Raw genomic sequence first — 20,655 nt, 5'->3', positions numbered from 1 at the left:
TTTCGTCTAAAGTTGAGTTCTTCACAAAACCGGACTGCCCGCACACATAGCGTGAGCGGGCAGTCGGTGTGGCGCGGCCGGGCGGGATCAGGCCTGGCTGTAGCCGTCCAGGAAGTGGCCGATCCGCCCTATGGCGTCGGTCAGGTCTCCCACCGTCGGCAGGGTCACCACCCGGAAGTGGTCCGGCTCCGGCCAGTTGAAGCCCGTGCCCTGGACGACCATGATCTTCTCGCGCCGGAGCAGGTCCAGGACCATGCGGCGGTCGTCCTTGATCTTGAAGACCTTGGGGTCGAGGTGCGGGAAGAGGTACAGCGCCCCCTTGGGCTTCACGCAGGTCACGCCGGGGATCTGGGTCAGCAGCTCGTACGCCGTGTCCCGCTGCTCGCGCAGGCGTCCGCCCGGCAGTACCAGGTCGTTGATCGTCTGGCGTCCGCTGAGCGCCGCGACGACTCCGTGCTGCCCGGGCATGTTCGCGCACAGGCGCATGTTCGCCAGGATCGTCAGGCCCTCGATGTAGGAGTCGGCGTGGGCGCGCGGCCCGGAGATCGACATCCAGCCGACCCGGTAGCCGGCGACCCGGTAGGCCTTCGACATGCCGTTGAAGGTGAGGGTGAGCAGATCGGGGGCGACGGCGGCGGTCGGGGTGTGCGTGGCCCCGTCGTAGAGGATCTTGTCGTAGATCTCGTCGGAGCAGACGAGCAGGTTGTGCCGGCGGGCGATGTCGGTCAGACCCTTGATCATCGCCTCGTCGTAGACGGCCCCCGTCGGGTTGTTGGGGTTGATGATCACGAGCGCCTTGGTGCGGTCGGTGACCTTGCGCTCGATGTCGGCGAGGTCCGGCATCCAGTCGGCCTGCTCGTCGCAGCGGTAGTGCACGGCGGTGCCGCCGGACAGGGAGACGGCGGCGGTCCACAGCGGGTAGTCGGGCGCGGGCACGAGGACCTCGTCGCCGTCGTCCAGCAGGCCCTGCATCGCCATCACGATCAGCTCGGAGACGCCGTTGCCGATGAAGACGTGCTCGACGTCGGTCTCGATGCCGAGGGTCTGGTTGTGCATCACGACGGCCCGGCGTGCGGCCAGCAGGCCCTTGGCGTCTCCGTAGCCGTGTGCCGACGACACGTTCCGGAGGACGTCCTCCAGGATCTCCGGCGGGCACTCGAAGCCGAACGCTGCCGGGTTGCCGGTGTTCAGCTTGAGGATGCGGTGCCCTGCTGCTTCCAGGCGCATCGCCTCCTCGAGAACCGGGCCCCGGATCTCGTAACAGACGTTGGCGAGCTTGGTCGACTGGATCACCTGCATGTGTGGGAGCTTACGGCCCGGTAATGGCTGCCGGGTCGTGTTTTCCGCCACGTGAGACGCGGCTATTTGGGGCGATATCGCCGCACGCTGTCCCACCAGCACCTTCGGTCCCTAGAATTCGCCGCCATGTTCAAGCCATTCGATTACGCCGACGGAGTGACCGGTCGCGAGCAGCAGGGCGCGCCGAACGTGTACCTGCCGCAAGCCGCCGCGCCCCCCGTCTACGACGCGTACGCGGATCCGGCGGCGGCGCACGGATGGCAGGACGTGTACGACACGAGGGACGGCAGTGTCGGCCACCCGGGCGGTTCCCGCCCCGGTGCGCACCCCGCCGACGGTGCGGGCGCCACACGGGCGTACCCCGGCGGCCCGCCCCCCGCCGGCCTGGGCGGCGCGGACGGCGCCGGTGACACACGCGAGCTGCCCGTGGTGCCGGGGCGGGGCCGGGCCGGTGGGGGACACCGGGCCCGGCGCAGGCCGGCTCCCCGGCTCGCGCGCCGCGCGGCGGTCGCCGCCGGTGCCGTGGGCGCCGCGTCGGCGGTCGCCCTGATCGCCGGGTTCGCCCTCTCGGGGTCGCCTTCCGGCGGGACGCGGGACGGCGAGGGCGGCCGCACGGGCCCGACGGCGGGGGAGTCGCCGACGGCGGAGAGCGGGGCGTCGCGTCCGGCCGAGGCCTCCGACGCTCCACTCGTCGCCGGGCCGGGTGGTTCTGACGAGCCGTCCGGCCCGGCGTCCGCGTCGCCGTCCTCCGAAGCGGGCCGGACCCCCTCCGCGTCCGGCACGGGCAGCGCCCCGCCCCCGGCCCCCGGCCCCACGAGCGGTGCCCCGACGGACACCGCCCCCACTGGCACCACCCCCACCCCCACGGCCTCTGCCCCCGGCAGGCCCGACGGGAAACCCGGACACGGTCCTGGCGGCACCAAGGGACCCAAGTGACCGGCCCGTGAGGGCGGTTGAGTAGGGTCGGACAGGACGCCGGGATTCCGGTTGTGGAACAGGTTCTTGTGCCGCCCCCCTTTGCGCGATCACAATGCACATGACAATCGTGCAGGCGGCCGGAGGATTTCCGGTCGCCTCCGTCGCAAGAGGGGACCCCCCATGAGAAAACCTCTCGCCGCCGCGTTCTGCGCCCTGGCGATAGCCGGGGCCGGCGCGGCCCCCGCGACCGCTGCCGATGCCGCCCCCACGGGCGTCGGCAAGGCCGCGGACACGGGCTCGGCCACCTCCGCCGTCTCCGGCGTGGTCACGTCCGTGGAGCAGACGCTGTCCGGGCTCCGCGGCCCTCAGGCCAAGGCCGTGAACTTCGCCGGCACCGTCGCGCTCAGCAACTGCTCCGGCTCCGTCGTCCGCATGCCGGACGCCGAGGACAACGACCCGGCGCTCGTGATGACCAACGGCCACTGCCTGGAGTCCGGGTTCCCCGGCCCCGGCGAGGTCCTCGTCGACAAGGCGTCCAGCCGCACCTTCAGCCTGCTCAACGCCTCCGGCTCGCGCGTCGCCACCCTGCGCGCCGCCAAGCTGGCCTACGGCACGATGACCGACACGGACGTCGCGCTGTACCAGCTGACCACCACGTACGGGCAGATCAAGAGCTCGTACAACATCAACGCGCTGACGCTGAGCGACAGTCACCCGGTCGCCGGCACCGCCATCGGCATCCCCTCCGGCTACTGGAAGCGCATCTACAGCTGCACCATCGACGGGTTCGTACCCACCCTGAAGGAGGGCGACTGGACCTGGAAGGACTCGGTCCGTTACACCTCCGCCTGCAACACCATCGGCGGTACGTCCGGCTCGCCCGTCGTCGACCAGGCCACCAACAAGGTCGTCGCCATCAACAACACCGGCAACGAGGACGGTGAGCGCTGCACGGTGAACAACCCCTGCGAGGTCGACGCGAACGGCACCGTGACCGTCCGCAAGGGCATCAACTACGCCCAGCAGACCTACGGGATCCCGGCCTGCGTCGGGATCGACAGCAAGCTCGACCTGAGTGCGAGCGGCTGCACCCTGCCCAAGCCGTAAGGCGGGCAGGGTGCCGGCCGGGCGGTCACGCGGGAGGAGTCCTGCGGACCGCCCGGCCCGCCAGCACGTCGGTGCGCCGGCCGTCCTCGATCACGAACCGGCCGTCGACCAGGACGTGGGGGATGCCCGTCGGGAGCGTGCGCGGCTGCGCGAAGGTGGAGCCCGCCGCCACCGTCGCCGGGTCGAACAGGACCAGGTCGGCCACGTATCCCTCGCGGACCAGCCCCCGGTCCGCCAGCCTCAGCCGGGCCGCCGGGCGGGACGTGAGGTGCGCGACGCACTCCTCCAGCGACAGCACCCCCAACTCCCTGACGTAGTGCCCGAGGTAGCGCGGGAAGGTGCCGTAGGCGCGCGGGTGGGGTTTCGCGCCCTGGAGGATGCCGTCCGAACCGCCGGTGTGCACCGGGTGGCGCATGATCTCCCGGACGTTCTCCTCGTGGCCCACGTGCTGGAGGATCGTCGGGGCCAGCCGGTCGGCCAGCAGCAGGCCGCGCGCGGTCTCCCAGGGAGCCTCGCCCCGCCGGTCCGCCGACTCCTGGACCGTCCGGCCGACGAAATCGGCCAGGGCCGGGTCGCCCACGCCCGAGATCTCGATCGTGTCCCACTCGACGGGCACGCCGTGGCAGCCGTCCGAGCCGGTGACCTCCAGGTCGTGGCGGACGCGTTCCGCGATGCCGGGGTCCGCCAGCCGCCGGAGGGTCTCCTCCGGGCCGCCCTCGCTCGCCCAGCTCGGCAGCACGGCCGCCAGCGTCGTGCAGCCCGGTGTGTACGGGTACGTGTCGAGGCTGATGTCGGACCCGGCCGCGAGCGCCTCGTCCAGCAGGGCCAGCAGCTCGGGTGCCCGGCCCTTGTTCACACCGAAGTTCATGGTCGCGTGGGCGAGATGGAGGGAGCAGCCCGCCTCCCGGGTGAGCGCCACCATCTCCTCGTACGCCTGGAGCGCCCCGGCGCCGTAGGAGCGGTGGTGCGGGCAGTAGTAGCCGCCGTACGACGCCACCACCCGGCACAGTTCGGTCAGTTCGGCGTCCCGCGCGTACATGCCCGGGGTGTACGTCAGTCCCGAGGACATGCCGACGGCGCCCTGCTCCATGCCCTCGGCCACCACCTGCCGCATGCGGTCCAGCTCCCGCGGTGTGGCCGGGCGGTCCTCCCAGCCGACGGCGAGCGCCCGGACCGTGCCCTGCGGGATCAGGTAGGCCGCGTTCACCGCGATCCCGCGGTCCAGCCGGTCCAGGTACTCGCCGACCGACCGCCAGTCGAAGTCGATGTCGTCACCCGGGCCGTTCCACCCGGCGATGGCCCGCCGCACCTCGCCGAGCGTGCGGTCGTCGACCGGCGCGTACGACAGGCCGTCCTGGCCGATGACCTCCAGGGTGACGCCCTGCGCGGCCTTGGCGCTGTGGTCGGGGTCGCGCAGCAGCGCCAGGTCGCTGTGGGCGTGCATGTCGACGAAACCGGGGGAGAGGACCAGGCCCTCGGCGTCCAGCTCCCGGCGCGCCTTCGGCCGCTGGCAGCCGGCCGCCGCGGCCTCCTTGACGATTCCCACGATCCGGCCGCCGTCGACCACGACATCGGCCCGGTAGGAGTCCGAGCCGGAGCCGTCGACGACGTCGGCGTCCCGGATGACGAGTTCTTCCATCGCTGACGGCCTCCTAGAAGAACGTGCGGACGTAGTCGACGACCGTGCCGTCGGCCTCGGCGACGGGGATCAGCTGCCACTTGTCGAACGAGGTGCACGGGTGGGACAGCCCGAGCCCGACCCAGTCGCCGACCTGCAGATCCGCCTCCGGCGTGGTGGCGAGCCAGGCGTGCTGGTCGGACAGGGCCGTCACGGACACGCCGGTGGCCGGGCGCTCGGCGCCGTCCCGGCGGATCACCTGCGCGAAGGGCAGGTCGAGGTCGTAGGCCGCGTCCCGCTTGCCCGCGTTGACGAAGGCCTGCTCGGCCGACGGCCGTGACACCACCTGCGTCCACAGCCGGAACGCCGGCTCCAGGGCGCCCTCCTCGGGGACCCGGTTGAACGGGGTCAGCTTGCGGTAGTGGCCGTCGTCGTGCGAGACGTACGCGCCCGAGCGCAGCAGCTTCAGTACGGGAAGGGACAGTTCGGGGATCTCCCCGAAGACCTCGGCGACCGCGTCGAACCAGGCGCTGCCGCCCGCGCTGACGATGATCTCGTCCAGGCCGGCGAACCGCCCGGCCTCGTCGAAGTCGGCGGCGAGCGCGACCAGCCGCCGCAGCCACGCCGTCACCCGCTCGGTGTCGGCCTTGGGCACCTCGCCCTCGTAACCCGCGACGCCGACCAGCCGCAGCGTCCGCTTGGCGGCCACGGCGTCGGCGACCGCCGCGCACTCCGCCTCCGTCCGCACCCCGGTCCGGGCGCCCTCCCCGGCGGCGAGCTCGACCACGACGTCCACCGGGCGCGTGGCACCCCGCAGGGCGGCGTCCATCAGCTCGACCCCGCGCACCGAGTCGACGTAGCAGACCAGCTCGAACCGCGGGTCGGCGTCCAGCTCGGCCGCGATCCAGCGCAGGGCCGCCGCGTCGACCAGTTCGTTGGCGAGGAACACGCGCCGCGTCCCGAAGGCCCGCGCCACCCGCACCTGGTGCGGCACGGCCAGCGTGATGCCCCACGCCCCGTGCTCGATCTGCCGCTGGAACAGCTGCGGGGCCATCGAGGTCTTGCCGTGCGGCGCGAAGGCCAGCCCGTGCCGGGCCGCGTACGTCTCCATCAGCTTCAGGTTGTGCTCCAGGCGCTCGGCGGACAGCGCGAGCACGGGCGTCGCGAAGCCGCCGGTGAAGAGGTTGCGGCGCTGGCCGGCCAGCTCGGCGACGGTCAGCCCGTCGGCGTCCGGCGGGAGGCCCTTGAAGCGGTGGTCGACGCGCTCGGCGGCGAGCCGTGCGAGGGACTCGGCGGCGGTGTCGGCTGGCATGGAGCCTCCTGATCAGCGGTGTTGCAGTGCTTGCAACCTTCATTGCGTATGTCGCTCAACGCTGTCTAACATCTCGGCCACCGCCGGTCAATGAAACCGCCACCCACCGAAGCGCCGAGGAGCTACGAGCATCGTGACCCCCACCGGACCCTGCAACGCCCCCGACGTCGTGGACGTCGTCGCGCTCGGCGAGTCCATGGTCACGTTCCTGCCCTCCCGGCCGGGACGCCTCGCCGACGTGCCGTCCTTCGAGCGGGGGATCGGCGGGGCGGAGTCGAACGTGGCGTGCGTGCTGGCGGCGGCGGGGCACTCCGTGCGGTGGGTCAGCGCGGTCGGCGCCGACGGCTTCGGCGACCACCTCGTCGAGGAGATCGGGTCCTACGGCGTCGACGTCGCGTCCGTACGGCGCGATCCGACGCGTCCGACCGGCATCTACTTCCGCACGGCGGGGGACCGGGCCGGCGACGCCCACGAGGTGGCCTACTACCGGGCCGGATCGGCCGCCTCGGCGATGTCCGCCGACACGGTGGACCCGGCGGCGGTGCGCTCCGGGCGCGTGCTGCACCTCTCCGGGATCACCGCCGCCCTGTCCCCGGACTGCCTCGGTCTGATGCGCGCCCTGACCGCCCGCCGCCCCGGCCGGCCCCTGGTCTCCTTCGATGTCAACCACCGTCCCGGCCTGTGGCGCGACACGGACGCCCCTGCGGTGCTGCGCGACCTCGCCCGGGGCGCGGACCTGGTGTTCGTCGGGCAGGACGAGGCCTGGGGACTGCACAGCCCCGACGCCGTCCGCGCCGCCCTCCCCGAACCCGAGGTGCTGGTCGTCAAGCAGGGCGCCGCCGGAGCCACCGTCTTCGAGCGCCGGGACGTCACCTTCGTCCCGGCACCCCGGGTCGACGTCGTCGCCGCCGTCGGTGCCGGGGACGCCTTCGCCGCCGGGTTCCTCTCCGCCACCCTGCGCGCGCTGCCCGTACGGGACCGGCTGCGGCACGGTCACCTCATGGCCGCCGCCGCGCTGACCGTGCCCGGCGACCTCGCCTCACCGCCCGCCCGGGACCACGCCGACCGGCTCGTCGCCCTGGACGACGCGGCATGGGGGAGACTGCGACTCGGCCCGGGCTGGACCGAGGAGACACAGCGGGCCGCCGAGGAGGTACGTACGCCATGAGCCAGACCGTCGACCGCGCGCTCAGCATCCTGCCGCTGCTCGCCGAGGGCCCCGCCGACCTGGGGCAGGTCGCCGACCGCCTCGGCGTCCACAAGTCCACGGCGCTGCGCCTGCTGCGCACCCTGCACGAGCACGGGCTCGTCTACCGCCAGTCCGACCAGCGCTACCGCCTCGGCGCCCGGCTCTTCGCCCTCGCCCAGGAGGCGATGGAGAACCTCGACGTCCGCGAGATCGCCCATCCCCACCTGGTCCGCCTCAACGAGACCTGCGGGCACACCGTGCACCTCGCCGTGTACGAGGAGAACGAGGTCCTCTACATCGACAAGGTCGAGAGCCGCTACCCCGTGCGGATGTACTCCCGCATCGGCAAGCCCGTCGCCATCACCGTCGCCGCGGTCGCCAAGCTGCTGCTGGCCGACCTGCCCGAGCACGAGCGGCGGGCGGTCGCGGAGAAGCTCGACTACCCCACTTACACGTCCCGTTCGACACCCAACGCCGGCGCGTTCCTGCGGGAGCTGGAGAAGGTGCGCGAACAGGGCTGGGCCACCGACCTCGGCGGCCACGAGGAGTCCATCAACTGCGTCGCGGCGCCCGTCCGCGGCGCCGACGGCCGGGTCGTCGCCGCGATGTCGGTCTCCGCGCCGAACGTCGTCGTCACCGCCGACGAACTCCTCACCCTCCTGCCGCTGGTGCGCCGTACGGCGGACGCCATCAGCGGGGAGTACTCCGGCAGAACACCAGTGAAGGGCACCGTATGACGGACAAGACCGCGCTCACCCCGAAGACCCACACCACCCCGCCGGCGAAGTTCTCCCACGGTGTGAAGAAGGGCAACATCCTCCAGGTCGCCGGCCAGGTCGGCTTCCTGCCCGCCGAGGAGGGCAAGGCGCCCACCCCCGCCGGGCCGACCCTGCGCGAGCAGACCCTCCAGACGCTGGCCAACGTCAAGGCCATCCTCGAAGAGGGCGGCGCCTCCTGGGACGACGTGATGATGATCCGCGTCTACCTGACGGACGTGGCCCACTTCGCCGAGATGAACGAGATCTACAACGCGTACTTCGAAGAGCAGGGCCTGACCCAGCCGCCCGCCGCGCGCACGACCGTCTACGTCGGTCTCCCCGCGGGCCTCCTCGTCGAGATCGACGCCCTGGCCGTCCTCGGCTGACCCACCCCCACCCCGCGTTGTCGAGGCGCGGCGCCGCTCCACGCGCCGCGCCGTGCTCCCCCCTACCCAGAAGCCGCATGCATTTACGTAGAGGACCCCCGAATGTCCCATCCGCTCGCCGCGTCCGCCCCTGCCGAGACCCCACCCCACACCGGAGGACTCCTCCTCCTGGTCGACGGCACCGCCGGACTCCTGCTCACCGCAGCGCTCGGCATCCTGCTGCTGCTGTTCCTCATCATCAAGGCCAGACTCCAGCCGTTCGTCGCCCTGCTGGCGGTCTCCATAGCCGTCGGCCTCGCCGCCGGGCTGTCCGTCACCGAACTCTTCGGCACGGTCCAGAAGTCGGACGCCGTCTCCACCATCGAGTCGGGCATGGGCGGCATCCTCGGCCATGTCGCGATCATCATCGGCCTGGGCACCATGCTCGGCGCGATCCTCGAAGTCAGCGGCGGGGCCGAGGTGCTGGCGAAGCGTCTGCTCGGACTGTTCGGCGAGAAGCGCGCGCCCCTGGCCATGGGCCTGACCGGCCTGATCTTCGGCATCCCGGTCTTCTTCGACGTCGGCATCTTCGTCCTGGCCCCGATCGTCTACGCCGCCGCCAAGCGCTCCGGCAAGTCGATCCTGCTGTACTGCCTGCCCCTGCTCGCGGGCCTCTCCGTCACCCACGCCTTCCTGCCGCCGCACCCCGGCCCGGTCGCCGCGGCCGGTCTCCTCAAGGTGGACCTCGGGTGGGTCATCCTCATGGGCATCGTCTGCGGTCTGCCCGCCGTGGTGGCCGCGTGGGCCTACTCGGCGTGGATCGGCCGCCGCATCTTCGTCCCCGTGCCCCAGGACATGGTCGAGGCGGCGGAGGAGGCGAAGCAGGCGGTCGTCGACGAGCAGCGGGCCGCCGGTGTCGCGCCCAGCGAGCAGCCGGTGTCCCTCGGCACGGTCCTCGCCATCATCGGCACGCCGCTGGTGCTCATCCTCGCGGCGACCTTCTCCTCGATCGCCCTCGACCCTCCCCCAGGCTCTCCGACAAGCTCCGAGCAGGGGGTACCCCCATCGCTGCGCTCGGTGATCGAGTTCTTCGGCAACCCGTTCGTGGCGCTGACGATCGCCCTTTTCCTCGCGTACTACCTGCTGGGCATCCGCCGCGGCTGGTCCCGCAAGTCCCTGGAGACGGTGTCGACCGCGTCCCTCAAGCCGGTCGGCAACATCCTGCTGGTGGTCGGCGCGGGCGGTGTCTTCGGCGCGGTCCTCAAGGCCAGCGGCGTCGCCCAGGCCCTCTCGGACACGTTCGACGACGTGGGCCTGCCGGTGCTCGTGCTCTCCTACCTGATCTCGGTGGTCCTGCGGGTCGCCCAGGGCTCGGCGACGGTCGCCATCGTCACCACGGCCGGCATCGTCGCCCCGCTGCTCTCCGAGGGCGACCACTCCCAGGCCTTCGTCGCCCTGGTCATCATGGCCATCTCGGCCGGCTCCATCTTCGCCTCGCACGTCAACGACGGCGGCTTCTGGATGGTCGCCAAGTACTTCGGCATCAGCGAACGGGACACCCTCAAGACCTGGACCGTGCTGGAGAGCGTGCTGTCGGTGGCGGGGTTCGCGGTGGCGGCGGTATTGAGCCTGTTCGTGTAGGCGTCTGATAACGAAGTCGGGGTCGACTGTGTGCCGCACAGGTTTCTCGACCATACTGCTCCCCTGTGGAGCAGCGCATAGGTTCGAGCAGCCAGCCCCTGGAAGGCGCCGGATTCGACCCGGCCTTCATCCCCGGGCTCACGTCACCCGCGTCCGGACGGACGGAGGAGGACGGGCCGGAGAAGGAGCCTGAGGTCGCGGACGCCGAGGACGCCGAAGAGCCCGCCGCCGAGTCGGAGGAGCCGGCCGGGGTGTCCCCCTCCGAGCCGGAGGAGGACACCGAAGCCGACGCCGACGGCCCCGTCTTCGAGGCGTCCGACCGCCGCGCCAGGATGGTCGCCGACCACAGAGGCGTCCGCCTGTCCCTGGACGACCAGGAGTGCGAGTTCCGCTGGGACGAGATCGGCGCGGTCGAGACGGAGACCGCCCGCTTCGGCAAGCGGTACACCGTCACCGTCCACACCCCTGACCGGCGCTGGTACCCGATCGAGATCGAGGCGCCGGCCAGGAGCCGCTTCCAGGAGTGGGACGCGCAGCTGGACGCCGTCCTGGACGCCTACTTCGAGGAAGAGGACGAGGAAAAGGGCGAGGAAAAGGAAGAGCAGGCCGCGGGCTAACCGCAGTACTGCGCTTCCTTTCCGATGGACCGGTACATACAGTCCGCGTTCTCCAGCAGTTGCAGCACCGCGTCGCGGTTACGGGAGGTCTCCCGCTCGATCACCTCGTCGGGCGGGTAGAACCCACCCCCACCGGAGCGGGGGTACATCTCGAAGGTGTAGCCGAAGATCTTGTGCGCACCCCAGAGGTAGTCGTCGATCGACCCGTCCGTGATGTACAGGTCGCTGGACTGCTCCGCCGTGTACCCGTTGCTCGCGGCCATCTTCTGGCCGACCGTCTTGAACGCCGCGTGGTCGTCCGCGGTCATCCCGGTCGTCGTGTCGGAGTACGTGTAGCCGAACGGCCACAGCACCAGCTCGCTGTAGGTGTGGAAGTCCACGCCCGCCCTGATCTGCTGCTTGCCGCCCACGACCCGGCTGCGCACGAAGTCGGCGACGACCTTCACCTCGGGCGCGGACTCCGCCGAGGTCCCCCGGTAGGTGTCCGAGGAGGTCGACCCGGAGGAGCCGCCGCAGCAGCCCCAGCGGTAGTTCCAGTTGCGGTTCAGGTCCGTACCGACGTACGAGGAACCGGAGTTGGGCTGCCGGTTCTTGCGCCATGAGCGGTACGAGCCGGTGGCGATGTCGTACTCGCCGCCGTCCGGGTTGATGTCCGGCACGATCCAGATCTCGCGGTTGTTCACCATGTTCGTGACGCGTGAGTCGGAACCGTAGTCGGAGGTCAGCTCGCGCAGCAGGTAGAGCGCCATCTCGACGGTCAGGTGCTCGCGGGCGTGCTGGTGGTGCGTGAACAGCACCTCCGGCTCGGACTCGTCGGCGCCGACGTTGTCGCTGATCTTGATGGCGACGATGTTCCGGCCCTGGTACGACTTGCCGATCACGCGCTGGCTCGCGATGGACGGGTTGGCCGAGACGATCGAGTTGATCTCGTTCGTCATCTCCGCGTAGTTGTGGTACTTCGAGTCGGCCGACGGGAAGTCGAGGAGCCGGACGTCGTCCTCGCCGGCGGACCGGTCGGGCACCGCGCCGAGCCGGGTGACCTCGTAGCCCAGCGTGCGCAGCTTCTTGATCTGGCCGGCGCGGCCGGAGACCACCACGCCGTGTCCGTGGACCTCGTCCACGGTCACGCCCGCCCGCTGAAGTGCCGTGCGGTCCTTGGCCGTCGAGTGCAGATGGATCTCGTACTGCCGGACGTCGTCGGCGGAAGCGGCCGGCTTGCGGGCGCTGTCGGCGGTGGCGTCGCCCGACGTCGCGGACAGGGGCGCCGCGAGGGCGAGGGCGAGGAGGCCGGCCAGGGCGGCGGTGCGTCTGCCGGTGCGGGCACCGGAGCCTCGTATGCGAAGTCGCATGAAATCTCCTTGTGGGAGGTGGGGTTGTTCCGTGCGACGTACGTGGTGCGGGTGGCGCACATCGTTCTGCCAATGGCATGACCAGGTCAAGACTGAAAGCGGCCGCGCAGTGTACGCGTGCGGCACCCCGGTCGAGGTGTCCCGGCGGAAGTACACCCACAGGTGTGGCCCTGGCGTGCATGTATGTACGCACCGGGAGAGGGTGGGGGTCCGCGCAAGGGGAGCCGGAGTGCCCGGTGTCCCCGGACCCCCACCCCTCGAAGGACTGGCTGATCATGGGCGGATCAGCGCCACGACGGGACCACCACCTTCCGGCCGAGACGACCAGCTTCGTCGACCGGCGTGGCGAACTGACCCAGGGCCGCGAACTGCTGGCCCGCGCACGGCTGGTGACGCTGACCGGACCGGGCGGCGTCGGCAAGACCCGGCTCGCCGCACGCATCGCGGCCCGGGTGCAGCGCGCCTTCCCGGACGGCGTGCGCTTCGTGCACCTGTCCGGAGTGCACGACCCGGCCCTCGTCCCGCTCGCCGTCGCCGACGCGCTGGGCCTCCACGACCGCTCCGCCCAGCCGCCCCTGGACGCCCTCGTCGAACAGGTGCGGGACCGGCGGCTGCTCCTCGTCGTCGACAACTGCGAGCACCTGGCGGGCGCGTGCGCGCGACTGGCTGCGGCCCTGCTGCGCGGCACCGAGGGCGTCCGGATCCTCGCCACCAGCCGGCACCGGCTCGGCCTCACCGAGGAGCACCTCATGGAGGTACGGCCGCTGCCGGTGCCGGACCCGGACGGCGACCTGTCCGCCGCCCAGGGCTACCCGGCCCTGATGCTCTTCGCCGACCGGGCCGCCGCCGTCGTCCCCGGCTTCCGCCTCACCCCCGCCAACCGCGCCTCCGTCGCCCGGCTGTGCCACCGCCTGGACGGCCTGCCCCTCGCCATCGAACTCGCCGCCGTCCGCATGCGCGTCCTCGACGTCGACCAGCTCCTGGACCGCCTCGACGACCGCTACCGCTTGCTCACCACCGGCAGCCCCGCCGCCCTGCCCCGCCACCAGACCCTGCGCGCGGCGGTCGCCTGGAGCCACGACCTGTGCACCCTCCCCGAGCAGACCGTGTGGGCCCGGCTGTCGGTCCTGGCGGGCAGCTTCGACCTGGAGACGGCGGAAGCGGTCTGCGCGGGCGCCACTGCCCCGGAAAGCAGCCGGCATCCGGACGGGGCGGGGTGCCCGGTTGGTGCCCCGCCTGCGGATGGTCTCCCGTGTCGGGACGGTGCCCGGCCTCCGGAGAGCACCCGGCGTCCGGTTGGTGCCCGGCCTGCGGACGGTGCGCCCCGTCCGGAGGGCGCCCGGCCTTTGGAGAGCACCCGCTGTCCGGAGGGTGTTGTCCCGGTTCCGCAGGGCCGGGGGCAGCTCGTCGCGCTCCGGCGCGCTGCCGTGCCCGCCCTGCCGGACCGGTGCCCGGACGGCTCCGACACACCCGCCCGGCCCGTGGCATCGCCCACGGGGCTCCCGGGCCACCCCACCGGCCTGCGCCGGGACGACGTCCTCGAAGCCGTCGCCGGGCTCGTGGACAAGTCCGTGCTCTGCCGGGAGACCGGACCCGGCGGCGTGCGGTACCGGCTGCTCGACACCCTGCGGCAGTACGGTCTTGAGCAGTTGCGGCGGGACGCCGGGCAGGAGGAGGCCGCCCGGCGGCGGCAGCGCGACTGGATGGCGCGGCGGGCCGAGCAGTACGAGCGCGGCTGGTTCGGCCCCGGACAGCCGGAGACCGCCGCCCTGCTGCGCGCCGACCGGGACAATCTGCGCGCCGCCCTCGACTTCAGCCTCACCGCCCCCGGCGAGGCCCTCGCCGGCCTGCGCCTGGCCGGCACACTCTGGTTCCACTGGCACGCCTGCGGCGCCTCCCGCGAAGGCCTGTACTGGCTCGACCGGGCCCTGGCCGCCGCCCCCGGACCGACCCGGGAACGGGCCCGCGGCCTCTGGGTCGCCGGCCTGCTGGCCGCCGCCACCCGGGACTTCCCCCGGGGCCGCCGCCACGCCGCCGACGCCCTCGCTCTCGCCCAAGCCCTCGGCGACAGCGCCGAGGCCGCGCACGCCGAGTACGTCATCGGCGTCATCCGGCTGTTCGGCGACGACCTGCCCGGAGCGCTGCGGCACTTCGAAGCCACCGTCGCCCGCGGCCCCGTGCCCGGCCAGCACCTCAGCCTCGTCGGCCTCGACCAGGTCGAACTCGCCTGCGCGCTGGGCTTCCTGGGCGAGGCCGAGCGGGCGGTCGAGGTCTGCGAGCAGGCCCTGCGGCTGTGCGAGCGGCACGGCGAGCAGTGGGTCCGCTCCTACGTGCTGCGCATGCTCGCCCTCGCCCACACCGTCCTCGGCGACTGGCCCCGGGCGCAGCGGCACGCCCGCGAGGCGCTGCGGCTGAAACTCGCCGTCCACGACGTCATCGGCATCGCCCTCACCCTCGACCTGCTCGCGTCGATCGCGGCCCGGCGCGGCGCCCCCGAGGACGCCGCGCTGCTCCTGGGCGGGGCCGACCGCGTCTGGGCCGACATCGACACCGGCCGCTGGGGCTCCCACACCCTCGACTCCGTCCGCCGGGACAGCGAGGAGCGGGCGGTCCTGGCCCTCGGGCGCGAGGTGTTCGAACGGACCCACCGGCGGGGCGGGGCGCTCGGTCTGCGGGAGCTGGCCGGGCACGTGCTCCAGGAGCCGGGCCGCCCGCCCGGCGCGGAGGCCGCCGACCCGACGCCGCACGAGGACACCGCGGTCCCGCTGACCCGCCGCGAGACCGAGGTCGCCCGGCTCGTCGCCGAGGGGCTCGCCAACCAGCAGATCGCCGACCGTCTGGTGATCGCCCGCCGCACCGCCGAAGGCCATGTGGAACGCATCCTCGGCAAGCTCGGCTTCAGCAACCGCAGCCAGATCGCGGCCTGGATGACGGCCCAGCGCTGACGACCCCGCCACCGCACACCCACCCACCCGAGGGGATCACATGACCACCGGACACCCCAGCCCGTTCGACCACCGCATGGCCGTCTTCGACTCCGACGACGCGTTCGTCACCGCCGCCCTGCCCTTCCTCGGCGAAGCCCTCGGCACCTCCGGCGAACCGCCGCCGGTGGCCATCGCCGCCCCGCGCAACCTGGACCTCCTGCGAGACGCCCTCGGCCTCGACGCGAAGGACGTCACCTGCATCCCGCACACCGACTGGTACACCGGCTCCGCCGCCAACGCCGTGGCGCAGGCCGCCGCGTACCTGGGCGCGCACGCCGGACCCGGCGGCCGTATCCACCTCGTCATGGAGCCCGACTGGAGCGGCCGGGCGGGCCGCTCGGCCCGCGAGACCACCGAGTGGATCCGTTACGAGGCCCTCGCCAACCTCCTCTTCGCCCCCATGGCCACGACCGCCCTGTGCGCCTACGACACCCGCACCGCCGGGCCCGCCGTCATCGCCGCGGCCCGCCGCACCCACCCGGACACCGAGGTGTACGAGGACCCGCTGCGCCTCGCGGCCGAACTCGACGGCGTGCCCCTGCCGTTGCCCCCGGCCGGGGCGCGGTCCCTCGCGGAGCCGCACGCCGCGGCCGTGCAGAGCTGGGCGGTGGGCCGGGGGCTGCCCGCCGCCGACGCCGAGCTGTTCGCCGCCGCCGTGGCGGAGACCGCGGCGGCCCTCGCGCCCCTCGGTGGTGCCGCCCTGCTGTGGGGCGAGGCCCCCGCCTGCGTCTGCGAACTGCGCTCGGCCCGGCGCCTCGACGACCCGCTCGCCGGCTTCGTCCCGCCGGCCGCCGGCCCCGAACCGGCCCCGGGGCTGTGGTACGCGCGTCAGGTCTGCGCGTACGTCGACATCCGCGACGACGCCGGAGGAGCCACCGTCCGCCTCCAGTACGCATAGCCCCCAGGGGGCTTCCACCTGCACAAGCAGGTAGGGGATCGGGTAGTCCTCCCCCTGCGCCGGACCGCCCCCGGGGACCACCCTGGACCCATGCTGCAACTCTCCGGGCGGCACCTCCCCGACCCCGACGCCCGCTACGGCCCGTTCCCGCAACCACCGCTGGGAGCAGGCCATCTGCGGGTCGAGTACGCACCCCGGCCCACCGCCGTGCGCGAGGCACGCGCGGAGGTCCGCAGGCAGTTGGAGGGGTGGGGGCTCGCCGAGCGCGGTGAGGTCGCGGACGTGGCCGAACTGCTCGTCGGGGAACTGGCCACGAACGCCCTGGTGCACGCCGGGAGCCGCTTCCGGCTCACGCTCTTCGCCGCGCACGGCGTGCTGCGCTGCGAGGTCGCCGACGGCGAGCGCCGCGTGCCGCGGGTGCTGGACGCGGGCGCCGCCGGGGAGAGCGGCCGTGGAATGTTCCTGGTGGACGCGCTCGCCCAGCGCTGGGGCTGCCACCGGGACGGGCCGGGCAAGACCGTGTGGTTCGAGCTCGGCACGTGCGGGGCGGACGGCTGTGGTCGGCGACAGCCGTGACGCTGCCGCTGGGCCGGGCCTTGGCGGTATGCCCTGCCGCCTTGGTCCGGCTCCGGGCCGCGGGTCGAGTGTGGTTGGTCGCGCAGTTCCCCGCGCCCCTGAGGCGGGGCCACTCATGCCCTCTTGTCGGCTGAGGCCCTTTGCGGTTTCTTGATCTGCATGGCCGACACCACGGAGCACACCGGTACGCAGCAACCCCGACCGAGGAAAACGAGTTGGAAATACATCGGCCCGGGCATCGTCGTCGCGGCGACCGGTGTCGGCGCCGGTGACCTGGTCGCCACGCTGATCGCGGGCAGCAATTTCGGCTACACCCTCCTGTGGGCAGCGGTCATCGGCTGCCTGGTGAAGATCTCCCTGGCCGAGGCGGCGGGCCGCTGGCATCTGTCCACGGGCCGCACCCTGTTCGACGGCTGGGCGAGCCTCGGCCGCTGGACGACATGGTTCTTCGCGGTCTACGTCGTCGTCTGGGGCTTCGTCTACGGCGCGGCGGCGATGTCGTCGAGCGCGCTGCCGCTGCAGGCGCTGTTCCCCGACGTGATGGACCTCAAGTGGTGGGGCATCGCCTGCGGTCTGGTCGGGCTGGTCTTCGTCTGGTTCAACAAGTACGCGGTGTTCGAGAAGGTCATGACGGTCCTGGTGGGCGTCATGTTCGTGGTGACGGTGTACCTGGCGATCCGGGTCACGCCGAACATCCCTGACGCCTTCGCCGGGCTGCTGCCGGTCCTCCCGGACGAGAAGGACTCGATCCTCAACACGCTGGGCCTGATCGGCGGTGTGGGCGGCACGATCACACTCGCGGCGTACGGCTACTGGGTGAATGCCAAGGGCTGGACCGACACCGGCTGGATGAAGGTCATGCGGCTGGACAACCGCGTCGCCTACGCCACGACCGGCATCTTCGTCATCGCCATGCTGTTCGTCGGCGCGGAGCTGCTGCACTCGGCGAACGTCGCCATCGCCAGCGGCGACAAGGGTCTGATCCAGCTGGGTGACATCCTGGAGAAGGAGTACGGCTCGGCCACCGCCAAGTTCTTCCTGATCGGCTTCTTCGCCACGTCCTTCACCTCGCTGATCGGTGTCTGGCACGGCGTGAGCCTGATGTTCGCCGACTTCGTGGCCCGTCTGTCGGGCCGGGGCCAGGCCAAGGGCGAGGAAGTCGCCTCGGGCGAGCGGGAGCGCTCCTGGCCGTTCCGCGCCTACCTGCTCTGGCTGACCTTCCCGCCGATGATCCTGCTCTTCGAGGGCCAGCCGTTCCGTCTGATCATCATCTACGGCGTGCTCGGCGCGGCCTTCCTGCCCTTCCTCGCCGGCACCCTGATCTGGCTCCTGAACTCCCCCCGCACGCCCCGCGAGTGGCGCAACGGCCCGGTGAGCAACGTGATGCTCGCCGTCGCGGGGCTGCTGTTCCTGATCCTGTGCGTCAAGCAGATCTGGGACCAGCCGTGGGGGGAGTTCTTCTAGGGCGAGGGGACGCCGGCTACGGCAGCGCGTCCACGTGCGGTCCCACGGCGTTGGACCACGCGTTGCCGGAGGTGGCGTCCCAGTTGGTCGACCAGGTCATCGCGCCCCGCAGGGCCGGGTAGGTCCGCGGCGGCTTGAAGCTGCCGCAGTCGGTGGCCCTGGTCAGACAGTCCAGGGCGTTGTTGACCACGGTCGGCGACACGTAGCCGCCGCCCGCCGCCCGGGTGGAGGCGGGCAGGCCGAGCCCGACCTGGGAGGGGGCGAGGCCGTTCTCCAGCTGGATGCAGGCCAGGGCCGTCAGGAAGTCGACCGTGCCCTGGCTGTACACCTTGCCGTCGCAGCCGAGCATGGAACCGCTGTTGTAGTACTGCATGTTGACGACGGTGAGGATGTCCTTGATGTTCAGCGCGGTCTGGAAGTAGGAGTTCGACGTCGACTGCATGTCGATGGTCTGCGGCGCCATCGTGATGATCAGCGACGGGCCCGCCTTCGCGGACAGGGCGCGCAGGGCCTGCGTCATGTAGGTCGAGTTGAGGCCGTTCTCCAGGTCGATGTCGACGCCGTCGAAGCCGTACTCCTGCATCACGGACCAGACGCTGTTGGCGAAGTTCGTCGCGGAGGCCGCGTCGTTGACGGTGACCGTGCCGCGCTCGCCGCCGACCGAGATGATGACCTTCTTGCCGGCCGCCTGCTTGGCCTTCACATCGGCCTTGAACCGGTCGACGGTGTAGCCGTTCAGCCCGGCCGAGTCGAGGGTGAAGGACACCGCGCCCGGCGTGCCCGTGGCGTCCGCGAAGGCCACCGCGATGATGTCGTAGTGGGACGGCACGTCCGAGATCTTCTGGACCGCCGCGCCGTTGTTGAAGTTCTGCCAGTAGCCGGTCACCGCGTGCTTGGGGAGGGCGGGGCCAGGACCGGACGTGTTGTTCGTGGTCCCCGTCACCGCCGCCGACTTCGGCGACTCACCCGCCGCGTTCGTCGCCGTGACCTGGAAGGAGTACGACGTGGAGGCGGCGAGGCCGGTCACCGTGGCCGAGGTGCCGGAGACCGCCGTGACCTTCGTGCCGTCGCGGTGGACGGTGTAGCCCGTGGCGCCGGAGACGGGGGTCCAGGCGAGCGAGACGGACGAGGACGTCGTGCCGGAGACGCGCAGTCCGCTCGGCGCGGCCGGGACCGTGGGGCCCGGGTCGGTGCCGCCGCCCCCGTCGGGGCCGACCACCGACACGTCGTCGGCGTAGTAGGCGGCCTGGCCGTACCAGCCGTGCGTGTACACCGTCACCGAGGTCGTCGACGCGCCGGTCCGGAACGTCGTCGACAGCTGCTTCCAGGAGGTGGAGTCGGGCGTCCAGGTGGACACGTCCGTCGTGCCGGTGCCGGTCACGCCCAGATAGGCGTAACCGCCGCGCACCCAGGCGCCCAGGTCGTAGGTCGAGTTGGGCTGCACCCGCACGGTCTGGGTGCACCGGGCGTTGTCCTGGCCGGCGGGGGTCGCCCGCAGCGCGGCCGTGCCGGTGCGCACCGGGGAGGAGACCGTCGTGCCGCTGCCCGCCGAGCAGGTCCAGTCGCTCAGGCCCGCCTCGAAGCCGGCGTTCCTGGCGTTGTTGACGTCGGCGGCGTTCGCCTGGCCGACGGTCGTGAGAGTGAGGGCCAGGGCAGCCGTGACGGCACCCGACCAGAACCGCAGGGATCGTCTGTGTGGGGACATGACAAGAAAATGGTCCAGACCAAAGAGGCTGTCAAGAGGTCCAGACCAACCGTTCGAGCAGCAGCCCTACCGCGCATCCCGCCAGCAGCACGCCCGTGGACATCCACAACGCCGCACCCGCCGGGTCCAGCACGTCCGGGCGCAACGCCAGCAGCAGCACCTGTGCCGCCGCCGGAGCCGCGCACGCCGCCGCCAGGTGCCGCACCGGCGTTTCCCGCCACGGCTCCGGATGCACCCGCGCTGCCGCCCAGGTCGCCAGCACGACACACACCAGGTTCGGCAGGTGCACCAGCGCCAGCGCGGCACCGAACGAGCCGACCCCGTCCGGGCCGACCAACGGGTCGTGGATCAACGTCATCTGGACGTACTCGGTGAGGACCAGCACCACGATGCCGACGGCCCAGCAGCGCACGAGCGTCATCGATTGCCCCCGGTGATCTCGAAGAAGAGCAGGATCGCGAAACCGGCCGTGGCCGTGCCGCAGCCCGCGGCCAGGGCCAGCGCCTGGAGCACCGGGGACCAGCTGCCCCGGCCCGCCACCGTCGCCGTGCCCTCGGGATCGCGGGGGTCGTAGGTGACGGTGACCGCGCTGCCCTCCGTCGTCGACAGGCCCGCCAGGTCCTCGAACTCGATCCTGGCGCCGTCGGACGTACGGAAGGCGAAGAAGTGCCGCCGGGCGTCGGAGCGGCCGTAGGGCTCGGTCTCCACCCGGACGCACTCGCCCCCGGCCCGGACCCCGCGCCGCAGCACCCGCGCGACCGTCACCAGCCGCCGCGTGTACCTCCATGACAGGGTCCCGAACAACGCCACCAGCAGGGCGAGTACGACGTATCCGGCGCCCGGCACCTCCAC

General features: G+C 72.1%; 18 protein-coding genes. 11 read left to right on the top strand and 7 right to left on the bottom strand.

The annotated features are described in order from the left end of the window. Positions 1 to 87: 87 nt before the first annotated feature. Complete coding sequence (locus OO68_RS25460) at positions 88 to 1,299, bottom strand: pyridoxal phosphate-dependent aminotransferase (protein ID WP_033311273.1); 1,212 nt, start codon at positions 1,297 to 1,299, stop codon at positions 88 to 90. A 126-nt stretch (positions 1,300 to 1,425) separates the two neighbouring features. Here OO68_RS25460 and OO68_RS25455 point away from each other — a divergent pair, with 126 nt between their 5' ends. Both OO68_RS25455 and OO68_RS25450 read left to right on the top strand, forming a co-directional pair. Continuing rightward, complete coding sequence (locus OO68_RS25455) at positions 1,426 to 2,235, top strand: hypothetical protein (RefSeq protein WP_051814802.1); 810 nt, start codon at positions 1,426 to 1,428, stop codon at positions 2,233 to 2,235. Between the two features lie 162 nt (positions 2,236 to 2,397). After that, the gene (locus OO68_RS25450) at positions 2,398 to 3,324 is read left to right on the top strand and encodes a S1 family peptidase (RefSeq protein WP_033311269.1); all 927 of its coding nucleotides are present in this window, start codon (positions 2,398 to 2,400) and stop codon (positions 3,322 to 3,324) included. Positions 3,325 to 3,349: 25 nt separating this feature from the next. On the opposite strand, the gene OO68_RS25445 is transcribed toward OO68_RS25450, so the two are convergent. Together OO68_RS25445 and OO68_RS25440 are read right to left on the bottom strand one after the other, a co-directional pair. After that, positions 3,350 to 4,963 carry an N-acyl-D-amino-acid deacylase family protein gene (locus OO68_RS25445; RefSeq protein WP_033311268.1) on the bottom strand — a complete coding sequence of 538 codons (1,614 nt, stop codon included), beginning with the start codon at positions 4,961 to 4,963 and terminating at the stop codon, positions 3,350 to 3,352. Between the two features lie 13 nt (positions 4,964 to 4,976). Beyond that, positions 4,977 to 6,254, bottom strand: a complete 1,278-nt coding sequence (locus tag OO68_RS25440) for an amino acid deaminase (protein WP_033311266.1) — start codon at positions 6,252 to 6,254, stop codon at positions 4,977 to 4,979. A gap of 133 nt (positions 6,255 to 6,387) precedes the next feature. On the opposite strand from OO68_RS25440, the gene OO68_RS25435 reads away from it, so the two are divergent. From OO68_RS25435 to OO68_RS25415, 5 genes are all read left to right on the top strand, one after another. Further along, positions 6,388 to 7,422 carry a sugar kinase gene (locus OO68_RS25435; protein WP_033311264.1) on the top strand — a complete coding sequence of 345 codons (1,035 nt, stop codon included), beginning with the start codon at positions 6,388 to 6,390 and terminating at the stop codon, positions 7,420 to 7,422. Further along, positions 7,419 to 8,180, top strand: coding sequence for an IclR family transcriptional regulator (locus OO68_RS25430; protein ID WP_033311261.1), 762 nt, complete (start codon positions 7,419 to 7,421; stop codon positions 8,178 to 8,180). Before OO68_RS25435 ends, OO68_RS25430 begins: the two co-directional genes overlap by 4 nt. Continuing rightward, positions 8,177 to 8,587, top strand: coding sequence for a RidA family protein (locus OO68_RS25425; protein WP_033311259.1), 411 nt, complete (start codon positions 8,177 to 8,179; stop codon positions 8,585 to 8,587). The genes OO68_RS25430 and OO68_RS25425 overlap by 4 nt, the downstream gene beginning before the upstream one ends. Before the next feature lie 102 nt (positions 8,588 to 8,689). Then, a complete protein-coding gene (locus OO68_RS25420; protein WP_033311257.1) occupies positions 8,690 to 10,207 on the top strand; it encodes a GntP family permease in 1,518 nt (505 codons plus the stop codon). 65 nt (positions 10,208 to 10,272) lie between these two features. Then, the gene (locus OO68_RS25415) at positions 10,273 to 10,824 is read left to right on the top strand and encodes a hypothetical protein (protein WP_033311255.1); all 552 of its coding nucleotides are present in this window, start codon (positions 10,273 to 10,275) and stop codon (positions 10,822 to 10,824) included. On the opposite strand, the gene OO68_RS25410 is transcribed toward OO68_RS25415, so the two are convergent. Beyond that, positions 10,821 to 12,173 (bottom strand): M14 family metallopeptidase, encoded by a 1,353-nt coding sequence (locus OO68_RS25410; RefSeq protein ID WP_033311254.1) that lies wholly within the window; start codon positions 12,171 to 12,173, stop codon positions 10,821 to 10,823. The genes OO68_RS25415 and OO68_RS25410 overlap by 4 nt on opposite strands. Positions 12,174 to 12,448: 275 nt before the next feature. On the opposite strand from OO68_RS25410, the gene OO68_RS25405 reads away from it, so the two are divergent. The 4 genes from OO68_RS25405 to OO68_RS25390 all read left to right on the top strand — a co-directional run bounded on the left by OO68_RS25405 (position 12,449) and on the right by OO68_RS25390 (position 18,098). Further along, on the top strand, positions 12,449 to 15,118 hold the full coding sequence (locus OO68_RS25405) for an ATP-binding protein (protein ID WP_033311619.1): 2,670 nt from the start codon (positions 12,449 to 12,451) through the stop codon (positions 15,116 to 15,118). Between the two features lie 40 nt (positions 15,119 to 15,158). Beyond that, positions 15,159 to 16,058 carry an MEDS domain-containing protein gene (locus OO68_RS25400; protein ID WP_033311252.1) on the top strand — a complete coding sequence of 300 codons (900 nt, stop codon included), beginning with the start codon at positions 15,159 to 15,161 and terminating at the stop codon, positions 16,056 to 16,058. Positions 16,059 to 16,148: 90 nt separating this feature from the next. Further along, the gene (locus OO68_RS25395) at positions 16,149 to 16,634 is read left to right on the top strand and encodes an ATP-binding protein (protein WP_078625442.1); all 486 of its coding nucleotides are present in this window, start codon (positions 16,149 to 16,151) and stop codon (positions 16,632 to 16,634) included. 159 nt (positions 16,635 to 16,793) lie between these two features. Further along, positions 16,794 to 18,098 carry an Nramp family divalent metal transporter gene (locus OO68_RS25390; RefSeq protein ID WP_033311250.1) on the top strand — a complete coding sequence of 435 codons (1,305 nt, stop codon included), beginning with the start codon at positions 16,794 to 16,796 and terminating at the stop codon, positions 18,096 to 18,098. A gap of 16 nt (positions 18,099 to 18,114) precedes the next feature. Here OO68_RS25390 and OO68_RS25385 read toward each other — a convergent pair whose 3' ends face one another. From OO68_RS25385 to OO68_RS25375, 3 genes are read right to left on the bottom strand one after another with little or no spacing between them, the layout of a single operon-like run. Then, a complete protein-coding gene (locus OO68_RS25385; protein ID WP_033311248.1) occupies positions 18,115 to 19,803 on the bottom strand; it encodes a chitinase in 1,689 nt (562 codons plus the stop codon). A gap of 31 nt (positions 19,804 to 19,834) precedes the next feature. Further along, entirely contained in the window at positions 19,835 to 20,224 is a 390-nt protein-coding gene (locus OO68_RS25380) for a hypothetical protein (RefSeq protein WP_051814801.1), read from the bottom strand. Then, on the bottom strand, positions 20,221 to 20,655 hold the full coding sequence (locus OO68_RS25375; protein WP_033311247.1) for a DUF3592 domain-containing protein: 435 nt from the start codon (positions 20,653 to 20,655) through the stop codon (positions 20,221 to 20,223). The genes OO68_RS25380 and OO68_RS25375 overlap by 4 nt, the downstream gene beginning before the upstream one ends.

Source organism: Streptomyces iakyrus (genome assembly GCF_000717055.1).
Classification (GTDB): Bacteria; Actinomycetota; Actinomycetes; order Streptomycetales; family Streptomycetaceae; genus Streptomyces; species Streptomyces iakyrus.
The sequence above is the reverse complement of the archived record's forward strand: the minus strand, read 5'-3'. Positions and strand labels throughout refer to the sequence as shown.